This is a genomic window from Bacteroidota bacterium (assembly GCA_020161395.1).
Taxonomy (GTDB): domain Bacteria; phylum Bacteroidota; class Ignavibacteria; order Ignavibacteriales; family Ignavibacteriaceae; genus UTCHB3.
Map to the genome: position 1 here is coordinate 153,044 of JAIUOE010000007.1, position 20,218 is coordinate 173,261.

Annotated in this window: 17 protein-coding genes; 10 read left to right on the top strand and 7 right to left on the bottom strand. The window is 42.7% G+C overall.

The features are described from left to right. Positions 1-81 precede the first annotated feature (81 nt). Positions 82-435 carry a hypothetical protein gene (locus LCH52_12470; GenBank protein MCA0389295.1) on the top strand — a complete coding sequence of 118 codons (354 nt, stop codon included), beginning with the start codon at positions 82-84 and terminating at the stop codon, positions 433-435. Between the two features lie 64 nt (positions 436-499). Here the strand turns inward: LCH52_12470 and LCH52_12475 are convergent, their stop codons facing one another. Next, a complete protein-coding gene (locus tag LCH52_12475; GenBank protein MCA0389296.1) occupies positions 500-727 on the bottom strand; it encodes a hypothetical protein in 228 nt (75 codons plus the stop codon). Between the two features lie 150 nt (positions 728-877). Here LCH52_12475 and LCH52_12480 point away from each other — a divergent pair, with 150 nt between their 5' ends. Beyond that, positions 878-1,513, top strand: coding sequence for a LexA family transcriptional regulator (locus LCH52_12480; GenBank protein ID MCA0389297.1), 636 nt, complete (start codon positions 878-880; stop codon positions 1,511-1,513). A gap of 44 nt (positions 1,514-1,557) precedes the next feature. Further along, entirely contained in the window at positions 1,558-2,451 is an 894-nt protein-coding gene (locus tag LCH52_12485) for a cation diffusion facilitator family transporter (GenBank protein ID MCA0389298.1), read from the top strand. 101 nt (positions 2,452-2,552) lie between these two features. Here the strand turns inward: LCH52_12485 and LCH52_12490 are convergent, their stop codons facing one another. From LCH52_12490 to LCH52_12500, 3 genes are read right to left on the bottom strand one after another with little or no spacing between them, the layout of a single operon-like run. Then, positions 2,553-3,851, bottom strand: coding sequence for a TRAP transporter large permease subunit (locus LCH52_12490; protein MCA0389299.1), 1,299 nt, complete (start codon positions 3,849-3,851; stop codon positions 2,553-2,555). Then, positions 3,851-4,360: a TRAP transporter small permease subunit gene (locus LCH52_12495; GenBank protein MCA0389300.1), complete on the bottom strand. Its 510-nt coding sequence runs from the start codon at positions 4,358-4,360 to the stop codon at positions 3,851-3,853. Before LCH52_12495 ends, LCH52_12490 begins: the two co-directional genes overlap by 1 nt. A 54-nt stretch (positions 4,361-4,414) precedes the next feature. Then, a complete protein-coding gene (locus LCH52_12500) occupies positions 4,415-5,668 on the bottom strand; it encodes a hypothetical protein (GenBank protein MCA0389301.1) in 1,254 nt (417 codons plus the stop codon). Between the two features lie 144 nt (positions 5,669-5,812). Here LCH52_12500 and LCH52_12505 point away from each other — a divergent pair, with 144 nt between their 5' ends. Then, the gene (locus LCH52_12505) at positions 5,813-5,971 is read left to right on the top strand and encodes a hypothetical protein (protein MCA0389302.1); all 159 of its coding nucleotides are present in this window, start codon (positions 5,813-5,815) and stop codon (positions 5,969-5,971) included. Between the two features lie 8 nt (positions 5,972-5,979). Here LCH52_12505 and LCH52_12510 read toward each other — a convergent pair whose 3' ends face one another. The 3 genes from LCH52_12510 to LCH52_12520 all read right to left on the bottom strand — a co-directional run bounded on the left by LCH52_12510 (position 5,980) and on the right by LCH52_12520 (position 9,814). Continuing rightward, complete coding sequence (locus tag LCH52_12510) at positions 5,980-6,237, bottom strand: DUF2442 domain-containing protein (GenBank protein MCA0389303.1); 258 nt, start codon at positions 6,235-6,237, stop codon at positions 5,980-5,982. 12 nt (positions 6,238-6,249) lie between these two features. Further along, a complete protein-coding gene (locus LCH52_12515; protein MCA0389304.1) occupies positions 6,250-6,504 on the bottom strand; it encodes a DUF4160 domain-containing protein in 255 nt (84 codons plus the stop codon). Between the two features lie 130 nt (positions 6,505-6,634). Further along, positions 6,635-9,814: a discoidin domain-containing protein gene (locus tag LCH52_12520; GenBank protein MCA0389305.1), complete on the bottom strand. Its 3,180-nt coding sequence runs from the start codon at positions 9,812-9,814 to the stop codon at positions 6,635-6,637. A 325-nt stretch (positions 9,815-10,139) separates the two neighbouring features. Here LCH52_12520 and LCH52_12525 point away from each other — a divergent pair, with 325 nt between their 5' ends. From LCH52_12525 to LCH52_12550, 6 genes are all read left to right on the top strand, one after another. Continuing rightward, positions 10,140-12,107: a T9SS type A sorting domain-containing protein gene (locus LCH52_12525; GenBank protein MCA0389306.1), complete on the top strand. Its 1,968-nt coding sequence runs from the start codon at positions 10,140-10,142 to the stop codon at positions 12,105-12,107. Positions 12,108-12,216: 109 nt separating this feature from the next. Further along, on the top strand, positions 12,217-14,655 hold the full coding sequence (locus LCH52_12530) for a glycosyl transferase family 36 (GenBank protein ID MCA0389307.1): 2,439 nt from the start codon (positions 12,217-12,219) through the stop codon (positions 14,653-14,655). Next, positions 14,655-17,078: a T9SS type A sorting domain-containing protein gene (locus LCH52_12535; protein MCA0389308.1), complete on the top strand. Its 2,424-nt coding sequence runs from the start codon at positions 14,655-14,657 to the stop codon at positions 17,076-17,078. The genes LCH52_12530 and LCH52_12535 overlap by 1 nt, the downstream gene beginning before the upstream one ends. 59 nt (positions 17,079-17,137) lie before the next feature. Next, positions 17,138-18,379 carry a sugar ABC transporter substrate-binding protein gene (locus tag LCH52_12540; protein MCA0389309.1) on the top strand — a complete coding sequence of 414 codons (1,242 nt, stop codon included), beginning with the start codon at positions 17,138-17,140 and terminating at the stop codon, positions 18,377-18,379. A gap of 123 nt (positions 18,380-18,502) precedes the next feature. Further along, the gene (locus LCH52_12545) at positions 18,503-19,372 is read left to right on the top strand and encodes a sugar ABC transporter permease (GenBank protein MCA0389310.1); all 870 of its coding nucleotides are present in this window, start codon (positions 18,503-18,505) and stop codon (positions 19,370-19,372) included. Next, the gene (locus LCH52_12550) at positions 19,365-20,183 is read left to right on the top strand and encodes a carbohydrate ABC transporter permease (GenBank protein ID MCA0389311.1); all 819 of its coding nucleotides are present in this window, start codon (positions 19,365-19,367) and stop codon (positions 20,181-20,183) included. The genes LCH52_12545 and LCH52_12550 overlap by 8 nt, the downstream gene beginning before the upstream one ends. Positions 20,184-20,218: the final 35 nt, after the last annotated feature.

A 20,218-nucleotide genomic window follows, 5' to 3' on the forward strand; every position in this document is an offset into this window, starting at 1 on the left:
ATAAATATTTCTGAACTTTAAACATTTCCGGAACTTGTAATTAATAATAACAGTTTGTAATAATAAATCCCGGAGGTTAAAATGAGATTGTTCGTATATGCATCGTTTGTTGCGGCTTTTATGTTTGGATTTTCCTGGAGTGGACACACGACACTTGCAGGCAATAATGGTGATCCAAAAAAAGAGCTGAAGAAGCAGGAGTGTCCTTACCTTAACGGTGAAAAAACTGCGGTTTGTCCATACACCGGAAAAAAGGGGGCACAAACAGGGGAGAAAAAGGATTCGGGAAAATCCGAATGCCCTTACACGGGTATGAAGGGTGAATGTCCCTATTCCGGAGAAAAATCCGAATGTCCTGTAACAGGTGAAAAAGGAAAAACCTCTTCGGAGAAAGAATCCCGTCCGGTAAAGAAGATAGAAGTGAAAAAAGTTTAGTTCCAAACTAATTAATTGGTCGCATTGAGGCTGCCCGGCAAAGGCAGCCTCTTTTATTTATGCCTCAATTTACAAACCTGTATTTCTCCTTTTTTCTGTAATAGATACCATGTATTGACTCGGGGGAAAGGGCAAATTCATCCGCCAGAATCTCTTTTATTATGCTGGTCTTCAGCCCCTGATTTTTGAGTTCATCGAACTTTCGTTTTATCAGGAAATTTCTGTACCCTGACTCGTCGATCAGTCCGTGATTTCTCAATTCCTCAAAATTCATTTCAGGCAAAGCTTCCATTTTATCCTCTCTTTCATCAATTTGTTTTTTGATATATTAAGAAAATGTTGTACATTTAAGATGTTAATCTTACAAAAAATAAAATTATTAACTTATAGCAGCACCAAACTAAGATAAATAGCTTATACAAGTCAAGTTTAAATTGAAAAAATGAGAGAAAAATCTTTAATAGCATCAAGATTAAGAGAATTCGCTTATTCGAAAACCGACAGGTTAACAGAGTTTGCAAAGTCGCTTGATATGTTGCCCCAAACGCTAAATTCATACCTCTCCGGGAAGATCACTCCCGGATCAGAGCTTTTGATAAAGCTTTCAGAGATGGGGTGCGACATCGAATGGCTCCTTACCGGCAGACCCGAAGGTGAAACAAGAGCCCGAAAGAATACGGGTGACAGAAAAGAGCGGGTGTATCCGGTGATGGGAACTGTACCGGCAGGGAAAGCCGAAATTCAGGACTGGAGCGATCTGAATGAGTTCCGTGATCTTGAGTATGATCCCGACACACACTTCTACCTTAAAGTTGATGAAGAGTTTGGTTACAGTATGATGCCTCTGGTAAATCCGGGTGATTATGTTCTTGTGAGCATGTACGGAAAAGTGAAGCCGGGGGATCTGGTAGTTGCCCTGTATGATAAAACAAAGGGGGCATTAAAGATATACAATGAAAATGAAAATCTGCCCGGGATTGCCATGTTGAGTTCTTATAATCAGTCAATTCAACCCATGGTTTTCAAGATAGATGAAATTAAAATTTATAAAGTAGTACTGATAGAAAAGAAGGGTTGACCATCAAACCGAAAAGTTATGCAGAACGCTCTTCCGATAAAGGAATGAAGACAACCTTCATCGGGATTTCCGTTTCCTTTGTGCTCGTAATTACCAAAGGAGCAGCCGGAATTCTGGGAAATTCCTACGCACTCGTTGCTGATGCAATAGAATCGTTATCGGATATTTTTACATCCACAATAGTGCTCGCCGGTCTGAAATACGCATCCCGTCCCAAAGATGAGGATCATCCCTACGGTCACGGGAAAGCCGAGCCGTTAGCTGGGATGTTTGTTTCACTGATGCTTGTTGCGGCTGCGGTTGTGATTATAGTGCAAAGTCTCCATGAAATAATTACCCCGCATCACGCCCCTGAGTCATATACACTTTTGGTATTAATCGGGGTTATATTTGTGAAGGAGGTTCTGTTTCGAAAAATTATTGTAGTCGGTGAGGGACTTGGCAGCACCGCAGTGAAGAATGATGCATGGCATCACAGAAGTGACGCGATTACTTCGGCTGCGGCATTTATCGGAATAGCGATCGCCCTTATAGGTGGGGAGGGTTATGAGGAAGCTGATGACTATGCAGCCCTTTTTGCATCATTTATCATCATTTATAATGCCATCTCCCTTTTTATGCCGGCACTTCGCGAAATTCTTGATACTGCACCACCTGCAGAGTTCAAGGAAAAGATTAAAATTTGTGCTATGGAAGTGGAGGGGGTTGAAGATATCGAGAAATGCCATATTAGAAAGATGGGTTTCGAATATTACATTGACATGCATGTTATCGTGAACGGTAATCTGTCAGTACACGAGGGGCATAAGATTGCACATCAGGTAAAAGACCGGATAAAGGAAGTGTTTCCGAGCGTTTCAGATGTGCTCTGCCACATCGAACCTTTCGATCCGGACTCCTATGTTTCCAAGAACAAGGATGGGAACCTGTTTTTGTAATCCAATAATCCAATAATGCAATAATCCAATAATCCAATAATCCAATAATGCAATAATCCAATAATGCAATAATATTGAATAGCGGATGAATTAAAAACACTTTAAATTAATCGTATGATCCCGGGGAAAGCCGCGACAAGAGCGAGGGCAACCAATTGAATAATGATATAGGGGATTACTCCCTTGTAAATATCCAGGGTTCTTACCTCCTTTGGAGCCACACCTTTAAGATAGAAAAGTGAGAAGCCAAACGGAGGAGTCAGAAACGAAGTTTGGAGATTCAGAGCAATCAGAATTGAGATCCACAGCATATCCATTCCAAAATGTCTGAAAATTGGATCGACTATCGGGACGACTATAAAAATAATTTCGATGAAATCGATCAGGAACCCCGCCAGAAAGATTATCAGCATCACCAAAAGCAGGAAAATCTGAGGCGAAATTTCAGACGCCATTATCATCTCGGTAAGCACCACATCACCTTCCAGTTCCCTGAAAACAAGACTGAATGCAGTTGCACCCACGAGAATTATAAGTGCCATTGTAGTAATTGTCACAGTTTTTTTTGCAACATAAAGAACATTTTCTTTATTCAGTTTCTTTCGAAGTGCTGCCAGAACGGTGGCACCGATGGCACCCACACCCGCTGCTTCTGTAGGTGATGCAATTCCAAAAAATATTGAACCGAGAACGAGAAGAATCAGTATCCCCGGAAGAAAGATGGCAGAGAGGAATTTTTTAATCCTGCCCTGTCTGAAATCGGCAAGTTCCTCATCGGACATTGGGGGAAAAGCAGACGGTTTGAAAAAATTGAGTGAGAGAATCCAGATAAAATACAACCCTGTGAGCAAAAGTCCCGGAATTACCGCAGCCATAAAGAGATTCCCGACAGGTACATTGGTTACACTCCCCAAAAGAATAAGGATGATACTCGGTGGAATGATCTGCCCGAGAGTGCCTGAAGCTGCTATAATTCCGGCAGAGTCGGAAACAGAACAGTTCCTTTTTATCATTACGGGGAGGGAGAGTATTCCCATGGTTACTACCGTTGCACCGACAATTCCCGTTGAAGCTCCGAGGAGGGCGCCAACCAGGAGGACACCGATTGCAAGTCCGCCTCTCAATTTCCCGAATACCAGAGCCATCGTTTCGAGCAACTCCTCGGCAATTCCCGATCTCTCAAACATTACCCCCATGAAAATAAATAGAGGGACTGCCAAAAGGACAAAGTTTGACATTATTCCATAAACTCTGAGAGGGAGAATCGAAAGAAATTCAGGTCCGAGCATTAATGTACCGAACAAAACCGAGACGCCTCCGAGTGTGAACGCTACCGGAAACCCCATCAACAGGGAAACAATGATTACAGCAAAAAATATAAACGGTACGAGCTCTTCCATTATTTATCCCCGGAGTTTTGTTTGTATTCAATAACAGATGCATGCAAAAACGAGATACCCTGCATCAGGAGAAGGACAAATCCGATCGGGATAAAAAGTTTTAGAATATAACGGGCGGGAAGTCCACCCGGATCAGAAGAAGCTTCATTGATTTCAACTGAGACGAGGAAAAAGTCGATTGAAAACCAGATGACAAAAAGACAGAACGGAATCAGAAGGAATATGACACCGAGGATATTAACGAGAGCCTGCTTTTTTGGAGAAAATCGGGAGTATAGTACATCGATTTTAACATGCTCATCATGTTTCAGAGTGTAGCCGGCGGCGAGGATAAATATGAGCGCAAAAATATGCCACTCAAGTTCCTGTGCAGCAACACTTCCTGAATTAAACAGATATCTTGCAATCACATCAATTGAGACGAGGAGGACAAGCAAAACGGAGAGAAATGCAGAGATTCCTCCTGCAGCCTCCTGAATTTTATCATTAAACCGTAAAAATTTTTCCATCAAGATTCCAGAATTGAAAGGGCGTAATTTAAGGAAAAATGAGCTTACAAAAATCTATTTGGCTTCCCAACTGCACACATACTGGAGCATATTTCCAACTTTCATCAAAATGCGAACGGGGAATCCTGCCACTTTTACTTTGCCGGCAAAGTTACCCGAAGAGTTTTTTGTGAGCATGGTCAGTTCCTCACCGCTTTCAACTCCGGCTTCATCACCCGGGACAAAAAACTCAAAATTAACCATTCCATCCGCTCCCGCCCCAAAAGGACTTGTCAGTGGTGTCACCAGACGACAACCGTTTTCCACAAATTTTTTAAATAGAATGGGGAACTCACCCGTTTTACCTGCTGATGCGTTGAAGGCGAATTCAGCGACGCCAAAATAGTTTCCTTTTTCCCCTTTATGTTTTGCAAAAAGTGTTAATTTGTATTTGCCGGGTTTTGGGAAAATCATTTGAATTGTCCCTTTTTCTCCTGTTCTTTGTGCGAGGGTGGAACGATCGATACTGTTTCCCTCGGAGTCATACAACGATGCCATAAAAAGGGCGTCTTCGGCAGCAATGAAATCGAGTTTAAAACTTTCCCCGCAATCGTACCTTCTTGCCGGCTTGGTGACAAGATCGAATCCCAGTGCAAAAAATCTTTCTGTAAGATATGGCATGTCAATAAACTGTTCAAACGAAACCGGTTTTGAGATGAGTTGCCATTCGGGCGTTTCGGGAAAGTGAGTATGGATGAATTTTTCGGGAGATAAAAGGTAGTAACCGAGTGTGTAATGGGGAACAAAATTTATGCCGTCTATGAACCCGGAGTTCCAGGTCACATCGATAAGCTGCCATTTCCCGTTGAGTTTTACAGCCGTCCAGGAGTGATTGTTCTCAAATTTCTCACCTTCTGCGAAAAGATTGAAGCCGTAACCTCTGGCATAGCCGGGGATCTTTTTATTCTCAACTCCCGCAGTGGTAAGGAGCAACTCGAGGACATTGCAGTATCCCTCACAGACAGATTGCCCCGTTTTAATCACATCGTATGTATCATAGACAATCTTGCCATTACCGAAATATCCTTCCACATCATATCTGATGTTCAAAGCTGTCCAGTCGTGGAGGACTCGTATTTTTTCTTCATCGGAGGTGATGCCCGAGGTGACATGTTTTACAAATTCAGGGATGATTTGTTTCGGGTCTGTTTTCATTTTTGCTGCAAGGTCTGACGGGATGTCTATCGCTTTTGGGTGGGGTGTTTGTGCCGACAGGGAACCGCACAGCAGAAATAAAATAACAATGGTAAAAAAGAGATGCTGCAACATTTCTGGAGCCTTAATTTTTCGTAAATGTTATTCGTAACATACGAATTTAGGGGTTCAATTGATTAAATTTGAAAAAGAATTTTTGAATTTTTACGGGTTAATCACTTTTGATCGACCTCTGCAACGGAAGGAATAAAATTTAATATGGATTTGATTTTAATAATTGCCGCCGTGTTCATTGGACTTTTTGTCTTGAAGAGTCTGGCGGGAATGGTAAAGCTGGTGGTAAAAATTGCAATATACGCACTAATTGGTCTGGCAGTGTACAGGGTACTGGTACACTTGGGAGTAAATTTTGGATAAAGATTTAATCACATAACTAAACTGACATTATCCATCGGGACGCTTTCCAAATAAAAAGTGTCAGGACAAAGGTCTTGTTCGTTATTCCACTGAACCGTACCGAGAACCACTTTTGCTGTTCGGAAGTTTGAAATTTCTTTTAGTTCTCTGAAAATTCCAATCTCCAGATAGGGAGTCATATCGAATATCCGTTGTTCACCATTTGTGAATGTCAGGAGGAGCTTGTAACCCTCCAAAGTCTTTACTGACGCAACTCTTGGATTCATATTGTATCAATTCTATTTAAGCGGTTCGATTTTAAATACAGACTCACCACAACTTGCTAATTGCCAATTTGCAAGCAGTTCATCTCTGTGTATTTCAATCCATGCAATAACCAATTTGAGTTTGTTAGGTGGAATCGATCCGCCAAGTATTTCTCCGTTGGGGATTCCTAACACAACTTCATCACCTTGAAAAGTGACATGAATGTGCGGCATGTGATGTTGTTTGTTGTCCATGTAATACATCGAAATGATGATTCCGTAAAACATTGAAATAATTGCCCAACTAAATTTCTTTCTAAAATTTGCAACATACTCATTCCGAAATTTAAAAAAGAAATCTATTATAAAAAAGAGCATGTTAAGTCGGGAGATTCCTTTAGCAAAACATGGCTGAATTTCACTTCCAATAGATCAATTCCACTTTTGCGGGAAGGGACTTAATTACCACTTCACCATCGAGGCCGGGTTCGATGTGTTTATCGTTCAGTTCGATTCTTTCTTTCCGGAATTTCGGAGGAATCACATATCTGATGCCCCCTTCGGGAATTTTGATGTCACCTGTAATATTTATTGTGGCTTCAAGTCCTTTTTTTACAATTTCAAAGTTTAATTCCCCGTAATAGGTGGGGAGATTTTCAAATCTAAAACCCTCTTCAAATTCATACCAGGCGTTCGGGAAACCGGGAGCAACAAGAAGTGAGTTATCAGATTCTCTTTCGTGGACTACCATTGCCCTGATTGCATTGATAAAATCTGAACCGCACCAGGTGTGTGGCATATCTCCGACGAATCTGGCATATCTGTAATCATTCGTAACCACTTCAGCCCAGTGATTCCAGCCCTGTGGTCTTTGATCTTTCATAAAGAATTGAATCAGTTCCCAAACGATGTCGGTTTGCCCCGAAAAATTAAAAGTGCCGATTGTCCTCATCTCATACGGAGTATACTCATTCCACTTTAACTTTCCGTCGCGCCTGTCTGTGAAAAATTTGTAGTATTTCTTGAAGGTGTTATCGAGATACGGTTGTGGCAGGTTGTGGATTTCCCCTCCCGGATAGACGGCGATGGTAGTGGAAGTTGCATCGAAGTCACCTTTTTCGGCACATCCGGGGATGTAATCAATACCCGTTCTTTTGATGGCAAGCTTTATTGAATTGTAGAGATTTGTCTCGAAAGAGTCTCTTGTAGCTGACCAGGAAGCGGCGAGGTCGTTCCTTCCAATCAGTATTGCCATCGTGACTGCGTCTTTAAGTCCAAGAAGTATGAAGAAGTTATCCCAGTATGAATGCATTGGTTTATCGGAGTAGCCTTCGTGACTGATCGATTCAGGAACCAGTCCGTACAGCGACCTGATTGAGTCGTTCGGATTGTTTTTGAAGTGATCCGTACTTCTTTGGGCTATCATGTGACGGATGAAACCAACCGCATTTTCAACCTTAGGGAAGAGGTTTTTTATAAAATCCTTGTCGCCTGTGTACCTGTAATATTGATAGATCAGATAAATAAATTCGCCGTTACTGTCGTTCTCGGGTACAGGGTCAGGACCTCTTTTATCTACTACGCAGGGTACCATTCCGTTGGGATAGAGATATTTTGAATACCACTCGGCGAACTGTTTAACTTCCATCTTTAATCCCATCCTCAGAAGTGCAGCCGAAGTCAGGGCTCCGTCCCTTATCCATGATCTTTCGTATGAGCGGGAACCGGGCTGGATACCGACATTATCCCGGTTAATAAGGATGTAGCCGATGTTGGTTTTAACTGTGTTGAAAACAGTTTCAAGCTCTTTCGGAACCTTCCATGAGATATGTCCGAGTTTCTTTTGCCAGAATTCCTTTGTATTCAAAAACTCGGTTTTGAAGATGTCATTTTTTGAAGAGAGTTTAACCAGAGTTTCAGGACTCGTTTTTTTATACTGAGGTATGGCGAATGTAAACCGCCGGGTCTCTCCGGGTTTCAGCTTCAGATTAAACGACCAGGCACCTGAACCAAGTCCCGTTTTATCGGTAACTCTTTTTGAATCGGGGAGTTTGTTCTCCGAGATGAAGTCCGAAATGTCTCCTTCGTCAAAAGTGAGGGCTCCAAAATTCCCGGTTATGCCCAAAGGAATCACGGCTGTTTTACCATTCACAAGGGTATATCCCTTTTTCAGGTCAATGGACTCAATTTTGGCGGTACCGCCGTAGAAATTAAGGTCCTGCCATGGAGGATTAACCTGAAAAGGTCGAAGTGCGAGGAAGAATGAGCCGCTGATTTCCTTCCCGGTTTTGTTTGTTACTGAATATTCAGAGTAGAGTACAGAATTTTCAACCTCACCCGAGGCAAAGGAAGTTATTTTCAAATCAAAATTATCTCCCTCCCAGATCACCGAAGGAACCGGTATATAGTTATCCACGAGCGAATGGGAAATTTTGACATCATACCATGAATAGAATTTGCCATCGAGGTAAAGGAACGGCTCCACTGAGAAAGCCTGTTTATCGGTCTCGAGCATTCCGTCTTCGCTGAGGAGTCCCTCCTTCACATCTCCCGAGACACCTGTAACGGTGAAGTAATTTTGTTGTTTCAGGGTATACCGCGGGAACCGGCCCTTTGGACTTGATGCAGCGATCGAGTAGTAAAGATTATTGTTGTTGTCAGCAAAGCTCAGGTCTTTAAATTCCACCTCTTTCAGATATGATTCATATTTCTTCTTGTTATCCACAACAATTTTGATGTACCTGTATTGGGCTTCGGGAGTTACAATGTATGTTCTGCCCCCTTTCCCTTTGTTTTTGGAAAGTGTATTCCACTGTTTAAGGTCGTTTGATGCCAGAATCGAGAAACCGTGCGGATACATTTCCTTGTCCCACTCGAGCACGATACCGCCGAACTCCTTCTGTACAGTCAGGTCGATATCGATGGTGAACTCCTTAATTTTGGTACCCCCACTAAGTCCCGTCTCCTGTTTTCCGTCAAAAAGGGAATTGGGCACATCCTCTTCACCGTAGAAATTATTTGTAACCGCGGGGGGAAGTGTCGGCACGGTTGGCGGATCCAGTTTTTCAATTTTCAGTTCGTCGATATAAACAGACCCCTTTCCACCGTTTATTGATGCAACAATCAGCTCTATTCGTCCGAGTTTTTTAATGTCTCCTCCTCCCTGCGGACCCCATGCAAAACCGAGATTCCGTTTTCGCACGGTGATTTTAGTCCATTCAGAGGGGAAGTCGAACCCTTTTCTGTTCACCCACCATACATTATCGCCCGAAGGATCAACCAGTTTGAACTCAAAATTGTTTGGGGGAAGACCTTTTGCCTTCACAAAAAAGGTTATCTGGTAGTTATCTGGGAGGTCGAGGGATAAGAGGTCATAGATTCCACCGTATCCGCTTCCGAATTTAAAATCGATATCAAATCTGACACATTTACCTGTGAAGCCCTTGTCAGATTGTTTATTTACCGAAACACCCTCGGATGAGTTGATTTTCCATGCAGCCACGGATTCAAATTTTTCTTCAAAAAGTATCTGCCCATGAACTTGCAGAGCCAGAAGGACAGTAAACAGAGCAGATGTCACCAAAATTTTAATTTTCATCGGGAGACCTGATAATAAATTGGGGAAAAGAATATTCACTTATGTAAATCCCGCCCGGGAAATGTAAAATTTACAAAAATGTAAACATTTACATTTTTACAACGATCAGGCGTAAAAAACCTGACGGGTGGAAAAGTTGGAAAAATTATCACCAAAAATATAAAAAAAGGGTATTAAAGGAGAAAAATTATCTGAAAAGTTGAAAAAAAAGGAAAAAATATTTTTAAAATGAAAGATTTAACTTGACATTCTGAAAAATTTGCCGTAATTTAACGGTGTGTAACCGTTTACATTTTTTGATACAAACAAACAAACAGGAGATGCCGTGAAAAGCAATATCTACAAGCTCTTCGCAGTGATATTTGTACTGGCAGCAGTTCAAACAATCGTTGCACAACCGTATAACGATCCAAGTACCCGCGAGGCATATCTCGCAGCAGGACCAATCGTGGTCGATGGCAATATGAATGAAGCAGCATGGAACAGTGTCCAGGAATATCTGGTATTCGGACCAAAACCTGCTACGACAATTCAGATGCAAGGCGTTACAGCCGGTGTTTATGTAAAAACAGATGTTCCTTATCTTGACACCACATGGACAAAGATGAAATTCCTGAAGGTTGGCATGAAACTGTATATCGGTTTCTCCAGCGATGACAAATCGGTTTGTAAATTTGGTGACAGTTGGGAAGGTGACGGACTCTTTATGAAGATAAAGACATCCGGTGGTCAGGAAAAAGAGTATAAACTCTATTTTAATGACGGAACTGCAAACTCAAACATGGTATTCGAGAATCAGGCTCCCGGTATGGGTGCAGGACTTAAGGGTTCCAACACCATAGTTAACGATACTACACAAGTTGACAATGGCTACAGTGCTGAACTGCTTATCTATCTTGATTCACTCGGATACAGTGAGAATGTTACTTCAGTTCCTGTAACCATAAACATTTTTGATCCAGACGGTTATCATGTTGGAATGACGGCATGGGGACCAAAAGGAACCTTCTACAAGACCTGGTGGGGCAGTGAATGGGGCGGAGTCTGGAGAGACATCGCATTCTATAACGACCCTGCTTCAATCAATGTTTACCAGTCTGCAAATCCGATAGTTTTGGATGGCCTTTTAACAGAGCCTGACTGGGCATATCCATCCCAGTATCTCGTTTTTGGACCGAAACCACCGCTCACCGGAACCGGAAGTTCTGTTACCTCGACTGTACTGGTAAAAGGTGTGTATAAGGATACAACTTGGACACCCCTTAAGGTTCTCAGAATTCAGAACAAACTCTACATCGGCTTCACTTCCAAAGATAAGCAGGTTTGCCGTTTTGGTGACAGTTGGGAAGGCGACGGTCTTTTCATGAAGATTAAAGATGCCACGAATGCTGACAAGGAATTCAAACTTTATTTCAATGCCGGCGGTGTAAATCCTGACATGGTATTTGAAGCACAGGTTGCAAACTCGGGTGCCGGTATCGGAAGAAAAGCAGTCGGAACCCTGGTAAATGACACCACGCAGACAGACAACGGATACTCGGCAGAAATGATGATCGATCTCGCAGCTCTTGGTTATACATCAGTTCCACAGTCAGTTCAGGTAATGATGAACATTTTCGATCCTGACTTCTACCATAACGGTATGGGAGCCTGGGGAGAAAAAGGCACAATGCACAAAACATTCTGGGGCAGTGAATGGGGTCCGGGAATGAGAACCCTTAACCTGACCAACAACACAACACCCGTTGAGCTTACTTCGTTTACTGCACAGGCAGTAAATGGAAATGTTAACCTTGAGTGGTCAACGGCTTCAGAGAGAAACAATGCCGGATTCCAGATTGAAAGAAGTGTCGACGGACTCGTTTTCGCAGCAGTCGGATTTGTAAATGGCAAAGGAACTTCAACTGATGTAAACCGTTACTCTTTTGTTGACAGAGAAGTTTCAGGTAAACTCTTCTACAGACTGAAACAAATCGATTTCAACGGTGAATTTGGTTATTCTGATGTAATTGAACTCGGCTCGATAGTAGCTGATTTCGCTTTGGATCAGAATTATCCTAACCCGTTCAATCCTTCAACAACCATTTCTTTTGCAATTCCTGCCAAATCATTTGTAACCTTGAAAGTTTACAATGTGCTCGGAAAAGAAGTTGCAAATCTTGTAAATGGAGAATTTGAATCGGGCAGACATTCAGTGGATTTCAACGCAAGTGACCTCGCAAGCGGTGTATATTATTATACCGTGAGTGCAGGCAGCTACACTTCCACCAAAAAAATGATCCTGATGAAGTAAATTATTCAAACCGCAAAGGACGCAGAGAACGCAGAGAATACAACTTTGCGTACTTTGCGTTCTTAGCGGTTTATTTTTTTCTTATACACAAAAAACATGGAAAGAGACCTTGGAAAGATTATTTGAAACCAAATACGGATATTTTACAGAAGACGGAAGCGAATATGTTATAAAAAGACATGACACCCCAAAGCCATGGGTTAATGTGATCTCGAATGGAGATTACGGTCTGGTTATTTCGCAGACGGGTGGTGGTTTCAGTTGGCTGACACATTCCGAGTTTAACCGGGTCAACAGATGGCACCAGGACCTGATTCAGGATAACTGGGGCAAATATCTTTATGTAAAAAACAATGAGACAGGTGAAGTGTGGAGCCCCACATTTATGCCTGTAAAGACTCCACTCGACAGCTACGAGTGCAGATACGGATTTGGTTATACCGTCTTCACTTCGGAGTACAAAGGAATTAAAATTGAGATGACTGTCTTTGTCCCGTTAAACGATACACTCGAGATTTGGAATGTCCGGTTTATAAACAATTCCGGTAAAAAAGTATCTCTTTCTCTGTTTACTTATTTTGAATGGTGTCTCGGTTCCTCTGCAGATTTCCACAGGGAATTTCACAAGACATTTATTGAAACATATTTTAATGCCGCCGGCAACTATATGCACGGCACAAAAAGGCTTTGGGAGATTCCTCTCGGGGACAGGGGACACTGGAATATTGATTACCAGTATCACGGATTTTTTGGAGTTAATAAAAAAGTAGTCTCTTACGAATCCGAAAAAGAGAATTTTATCGGGCAGTATGGCGATTTGAAAAATCCTGCCGCACTTGATGGCGCACCTTTGAAATGCCAGACCGGTTCGTGGAATGACCCGATTGCCTGTCTGCAAAACGAAATTGAACTGGAAGCCGGAGCAGAAGATACAGTTATATATCATCTGGGTCTGGTCAGTGAACTTAATGAAATTGACGCTAAAAGAGGAAAATATGACACTCCCTCCAAAGTGGCTGAAAAGTTGGCTGAAGTAAAGAAGATGTGGGAGGAAATGCTTTCTCCTCTCGAGATAGATACTCCCGATGTTGCCATGAATTTAATGGTTAACAAATGGTTGAGGTATCAGGCAATTGCCGGAAGACTGTGGGGAAGAACAGCCTATTATCAGCAGAGTGGTGCATTTGGTTTTAGAGACCAGCTTCAGGATTCACTCGTCTGGTTGCCGATTGATCCTTCGAGGACAGAGGAACAACTGAAACTTCACGCTGCACATCAGTTTGTTGAGGGGACGGTACTGCACTGGTGGCATCCCATTACAGAAACGGGACTTCCGACCAAAATGGTGGATGACCTGCTCTGGTTACCGTTTATTTTATCGATGTATGTGAAGGAGACGGGAAATCTTGATTTCGTAGAGACAAAAGCTGAATACTATGATAATAAAGAGTTAAAAGAAACGCTTTACGAACATTCCCTTCGAGCAATAGATGTGGTTTTCTCCCGACTGAGCGACAGGGGAATTCCCCTGATTGGTGCAGGTGACTGGAATGACGGTCTTAGTGCGGTCGGTCTTGAAATGAAGGGGGAATCAATCTGGATGGCAGAATTCTTCTATTTTGTGCTTCAGGAATTTGGAAAGATTGCAGAACAGAAGCAGGATTACAAGACTCTTGCAAAACTGATGCAGGGTGCTGAAAAAATTAAAACAGCATTCAACAAATATGCCTGGGATGGTGAGTACTATTACCGGGGAACCAAGGACACAGGTGAAAAATTTGGTTCTGCGGAAAACTCCCAGGGCAAGATATTCCTGAATCCCCAGACATGGGCAGTAATGAGCGATATTGCTCCCTTCGAGAAGCAGGATGCGGCACTAAAGGCAGTAGAGAAATATTTGCTTAAGAATAACGGTACCTTGCTGCTTCAACCTGCATACAGTGTACCCGACAAATATATCGGCTACCTTTCCCGCTATGCACCGGGAAGAAGAGAAAACGGTGGAGTTTACATGCATGCTGCCACTTGGGCTATCTGGGCGTTTGCAAAATTTGGGAAACCTGAGGAGGCATACAGAGTCGTTGAGGGAATTTCACCCGTACTGAATGGAATGAATCCCGATCTTTGGAGTGCAGAGCCTTATGTAACCCCCGGAAACATTGACGGACCTGATTCACCCAACTACGGCAGAGCAGGCTGGACCTGGTATACAGGTTCCGCTTCCTGGTATCAAAAGGTGTTTGTCGACTGGATCCTCGGTGTTCGCGCTGAAGATGAGGGACTTATCATTGATCCCGTGATTCCCGCAATATGGGATGGTTTCAAGATAAAAAGGCTTTACAGAGGAACCACATACAATATCGAAGTCTTCAACCCTGAGCATGTTTCTTTTGGAGTTGCGAAGGTTGAGGTCGATGGAATCGAAGCAGATGACAATATCCTGAAACCCCGAACTGAGAAGGAAGTATCGGTTAAGGTATATCTCGGGGATGTAGATGGATCGCTGTTGGATTTTGAGTCGAATGGAATCAGCGGATACAAATTCTGATGAAGAATTTACTATTCAAACTGATAACTTTTTTCGTTTTTACATGGTCGCTGACCTTCGGGCAGGATTTTGTCTTTTTCACAAACAGTGCGGTCAATACATACTGGGATCCCAGTCTTGGTTCATTTACTGCACCCTCTTTTGTGGAATTGATATTCGACAGTAAATTTCCTGTTTCCACACAATACGCATTCTCGGGGGCAAACAGCCTTAAATTGAGGTGGCGCTCGATGGATTCCGGTAACTGGCGTCTGGGTGTCGCAGGTTCAGGCAATCCTTTGTTTAATGTAAACAACAAAGACACCCTCAGTTTTTATATCTATTCCGCAACAGATATTCCCGGTTCAAATCTGCCTCTGCTTTATCTTCAGGATAATGCAGGAGCCAGGACGGGATCTGTACAAACGGGTAATTATCTTTCACATCTTCCTGCTCACACCTGGAGGAGAGTTCTTGTGCCCCTCTCCCTGTTCAGAAATGCCGCTGACACCACAGATTTGACAAAGATAAGGTATGTCTTTTTCTCCCGCGGGGTTGCAGATACAACAGAGCGAATCTGTTTTATTGATGAAGTCAGGATGGTAACCAAAGGAACGATTGACCCGACACCCCCTTCGATTCCCGCCGAACCCGTTGCAAAAGGATATGAAAAGCATTTTGATCTGAGGTGGATGAAGAGTCCCGAACCTGATGTAATGGGGTATAACATCTATAAAAAAGAAGGTGACAATTACATCCGCATTGGAACGACAAATGCCAATGACAACTACTATTTTGAGTGGACAGGAACAACAGGAGTATCGAAAACCTTTGCGATATCCGCATTTGATACATCATACAACGAATCGGAAAGGACACCCGATTTAGCCGTTACCACCTCACCAATGACCGATGAAGATTTCCTCGACATGGTGCAGGCAGCCACATTCAGATACTTCTGGCATTATGCTCATCCTGTTTCCGGACTTGCAAGAGAGCGCCTCGGAAGTGGTGAAACAGTGACAACAGGCGGTTCCGGCTTTGGGATGATGGGGATACCTGTCGGAATTGAAAGAGGTTTTATCACCCGCACAGAAGGTGCCGAGAGGACATTGAAAATTGTAAATTTCCTTTTGACCAAAGCGGACAGATTTCACGGAGCCTGGTCTCACTGGCTAAACGGAACCACAGGAGCAGTGATTCCTTTCAGTACCTATGACAATGGCGGTGACCTTGTGGAAACCGCATTTCTGGTACAGGGACTTTTGACATTAAGACAATATTTTGACGGTCAGAATCCCCTTGAGACTGAAATCCGGCAGAAGATAACACAGGCATGGGAAACAGTCGAATGGAACTGGTACAGGAGATACTCAAACACATATAAACTCTACTGGCACTGGTCGCCAAACTATGCATGGCAGATGAACATGCCCGTCACGGGTTACATGGAAGCCATGATTATGTATATGCTTGCCATTGCATCTCCTACCTATCCGATGCCGGCTCAGGCATACTGGCTCGGCTGGACGGTGGGAACGGGTTATCAGAATACAGGAACATATTACGGGTACCGGCTTTGGGTAGGCCAAAACACAGGCGGACCTCTTTTCTTCGCACACTACTCGTATCTTGGTTTTGATCCCAGACACAAAAAAGATCAGTTTGCCAATTACTTTGAACACAATAAAAACCAGACCCTTGTAAACAGGGCATACTGCATTGCAAATCCAAAAGGTTACGCAGGATACAATGCCAATACATGGGGTTTGACAGCATCAGACAACCCGTGGGGATATTCAGCTCATGAACCGACGAGCTGGGGAGACAACGGAACCATTGCTCCTACAGCCGCAATTTCATCCATGCCTTACACTCCAGTGGAATCGATTGCAGCACTTAAAAACATGTACAGAACCTATGGTGCTAACCTGTGGGGAGTTTATGGATTTAAGGATGCTTTCAATCCTCAGCAGAACTGGTTTGCCTCGAGTTATCTTGCAATAGATCAAGGTCCCATTCTTGCAATGATCGAGAATTACAGAACGGGTTTACTATGGAACAGGTTTATGAAAAATCCCGAGATTGCTCCCATGCTTACAGCGGTGGGATTCACGCCTGATACAACCACATCGGTTGAAGAAGAGGTCGCTCCGTCAGTTCCGGGTGAGTTTAGACTTGAAGGAAATTATCCCAATCCCTTTAATCCCACCACAAAAATATCTTTTTCGATTCCTGAGAACGGATTTGTTGAGCTGAAAATATTTGACGCACTTGGAAATATTGTATCGGAGAAAAAGGGTGAGTGGTTTGAAGCAGGGAAAAATGAATTTTATTGGAATGGTCAGAATAAGAGCGGATCGTCAGTCAATTCGGGAATTTATTTGTATCAGGTTACCGCGGGGAGCAAAACTCTCACCGGTAAGATGGTGTTGATGAAATGAATGGTTGGTGGAAGCAAGAGTGCCTTAATTTTCGATTGGTTTTACCGGGAGGATTCTTCTTGCTTCCATTTTTATTTTTGCTTACCGGTTGTGGCAGCAAAGATGCAACCACAACAGAAATCACATTTTGGGGGATGGGCACCGAAGGGGAAAAGATACAAAAGGTTATTCCGGAGTTTGAAAAAAGAAATCCGGGCATAAAAGTAAAAGTACAGATGGTTCCCTGGACGGCAGCTCAGGAGAAATTGATTTCCTCTTTTGCCGCTGACAACACACCCGACCTTTGTCAGCTTGGCAATACATGGGTGCCTCAGTTTGTAATGATAGAAGCACTTGAACCTCTGGATGGATACATTTCAAAAAGCAAAAGTTTAAAAGCAGCGAATTACTTCCCGGGTATTTGGAATACAAATGAAGTAACGGGAAAAATATTCGGCGTTCCATGGTACATCGATACACGAATAATCTACTATCGGAAAGACATTTTCAAAAAAGCAGGTTATGATCATCCTCCGCGAACATGGGAAGAGTTGCTCGATCTTTCACGCAAAATCGTCAAAATGCAGAATGATCCAAATAAATATGCGATCTATCTTCCGACAAACGAGTGGGCACCATTTGTAATATTTGGACTGCAGAACGGTTCCAATTTGATAAAAGATAACTGGACCTATGGGAATTTCAGCGGCAGGGATTTTCTCGATGCCTTCAAATTCCTCATTCAGTTTCACAAGGAAAAACTAACCCCAATGGGGGTTTCCCAGGTAACAAATGTGTATCAGGCATTTCAACAGGAATTTTTTGCGATGTACATTTCGGGTCCGTGGAACATTCCCGAATTCAAAAAATGGATGAAGGATTCAACAGGTGAGAAGTGGGGAACAACACCACTTCCCGGGAAAAACGGATTTCCAGGTGTAAGTCTTGCGGGCGGATCGAGTCTTGTCATGTTTAAGAATTCCAAAAACAAGGAAGCCGCGTGGAAGTTCATTGAGTTCCTGTCAGAAAAAGAGACACAGCTCGCTTTCTACAGGGAAACAAACAACCTTCCCGCTGTGATATCAGCCTGGGATGAACCATACTTCAAAAACGATCCGTTTATTAAAGCATTTTATGATCAGTTTCAGCATGTGGTTCCAACTCCAAAAATACCCGAGTGGGAACAAATCGTATTCTCAAAGCTGCAACAATTCGCAGAATATGCCGCCCGCGGCACCATGACTGAAGCAGAAGCCATGAAGGCAATGGACAAGGAAGTTGATATAATTTTGGAAAAGAGGCGATGGATTGTCAGTTATTAGTTTTGACTTATTAATTATAAATTATAATTAAATAAACTCAAGTACTCAAGTCACTCGAGTTTCTCAAGTTTCTCAGGTCACTCGAGTTTCTCAAGTTTCTCAAGTTTCTCAAAAAAACGACAAATGAAAAAAGCTGCATATTTCTTTTTGGCACCAGCACTCACAGCGATATTTGTATTCTTTTTTATCCCTGTGATAAGTGCATTCATAATCAGTTTTACTGATTTTGATATCTATGCCATTGGTAATTACAGCAAATTCAGATTCACGGCATTCGATAACTATATCAAACTTTTTGATAATGCACTATTTTGGACTGCCCTGAAAAATACCCTCTTTTTTGTTGTTATTTCGGGACCCCTCTCGATTGCTGTTTCTCTCGGCGCAGCAATGATGCTGAACTCGAAGTTAGTCAAGTTCAAAGGGATATTCCGGCTTATATATTTTATGCCTGTCGTTACCACTCTTGTGGCTGTTTCCATTGTGTGGCGGTTTATTTATCATCCTGAATTTGGATTGCTGAATTACGGATTAAGTTTTCTGGGAATCGGTAAGATCGACTGGCTGGGCGATCCGGCATGGTCGATGCCATCCATCATACTTCTCTCGATCTGGAAAAATTTCGGATACAACATGATAATATTCATCGCCGGTTTACAGAATATACCCGAGGAATTGTACGAAGCCGCTGAGATTGAAGGGGCAAACGGCTGGCAGAGGTTTATAAAAATTACTCTCCCGATGCTCGCACCAACCACTGTGTTTATTACCATTATCACAATGATTGGCTATTTCCAGTTATTCGCAGAGCCCTACATTATGACACAGGGTGGACCTTTGGACAGCACACTGAGTATTGTACTTTACATGTATCAGGAGGGATTCCGCTGGTGGAATATGGGTTATTCGTCGGCAATTGCGTTTGTGCTGTTTGTGATCATTCTGATTGGTACGATGATTCAGATGTGGGTTCAGAAAAGAAGGGATGCCTGAGGTGAAGAAATATCTGATTTATGCATTTTTGATTTTTACCGGATTGCTCACGCTCGCTCCCTTTATTTGGATGGTATCGGCGTCTTTTATGCTGGATGGACATGCATCCGTTTTTCCGCCGAGGTTTATTCCCGACATTTTTTCGCTGACACAGTATGAGACATTGTTCTCGAGGCTCGATGTTTCGAGGAATCTCCTGAACAGTCTGGTTATTTCGACGATGGTTACTGTTGTTTCACTGGTGTTTAATTCGATGGCGGGATTTGCTTTTGCAAAGTACAGATTTGCAGGTAGAGATACGATTTTCAAAATACTGCTCAGTTCCATGGTTATTCCTTCACAGGTTACGATGCTGCCGCTATTCCTGATGCTCAAGGAGCTCGGATTTCTGAACACTTATATGGCGATTTTGATTCCTGGACTTGCTAATGTATTTGGGATATTTCTTATCAGACAGTATGTGATGGCGATTCCTGACAGTCTGCTTGAGTCAGCACGAATTGATGGAGCCACAGATTTTCAGATATACTATAAAATAATTGTTCCTCTTGCTGCGCCGGTAATGGTTACTCTTGCGATATTTACATTTATGGGAACCTGGAACGATTTCCTCTGGCCCCTCATCGTATTGAATGACAGTGACATGTACACCCTTCCGGTGGCTCTGGCAAATCTGATGGGGGAACATACCAAGGATCCCGAACTGATGATGGCGGGAAGTGTGATCACAATTATGCCGGTAATGATAATGTTTCTTGCCTTGCAAAAGTATTACATTAAGGGGATAATGATGGGTGGGGTAAAAGAATAAAATTCTTTAAATATTTTTGATTTTCCGCTTGAATT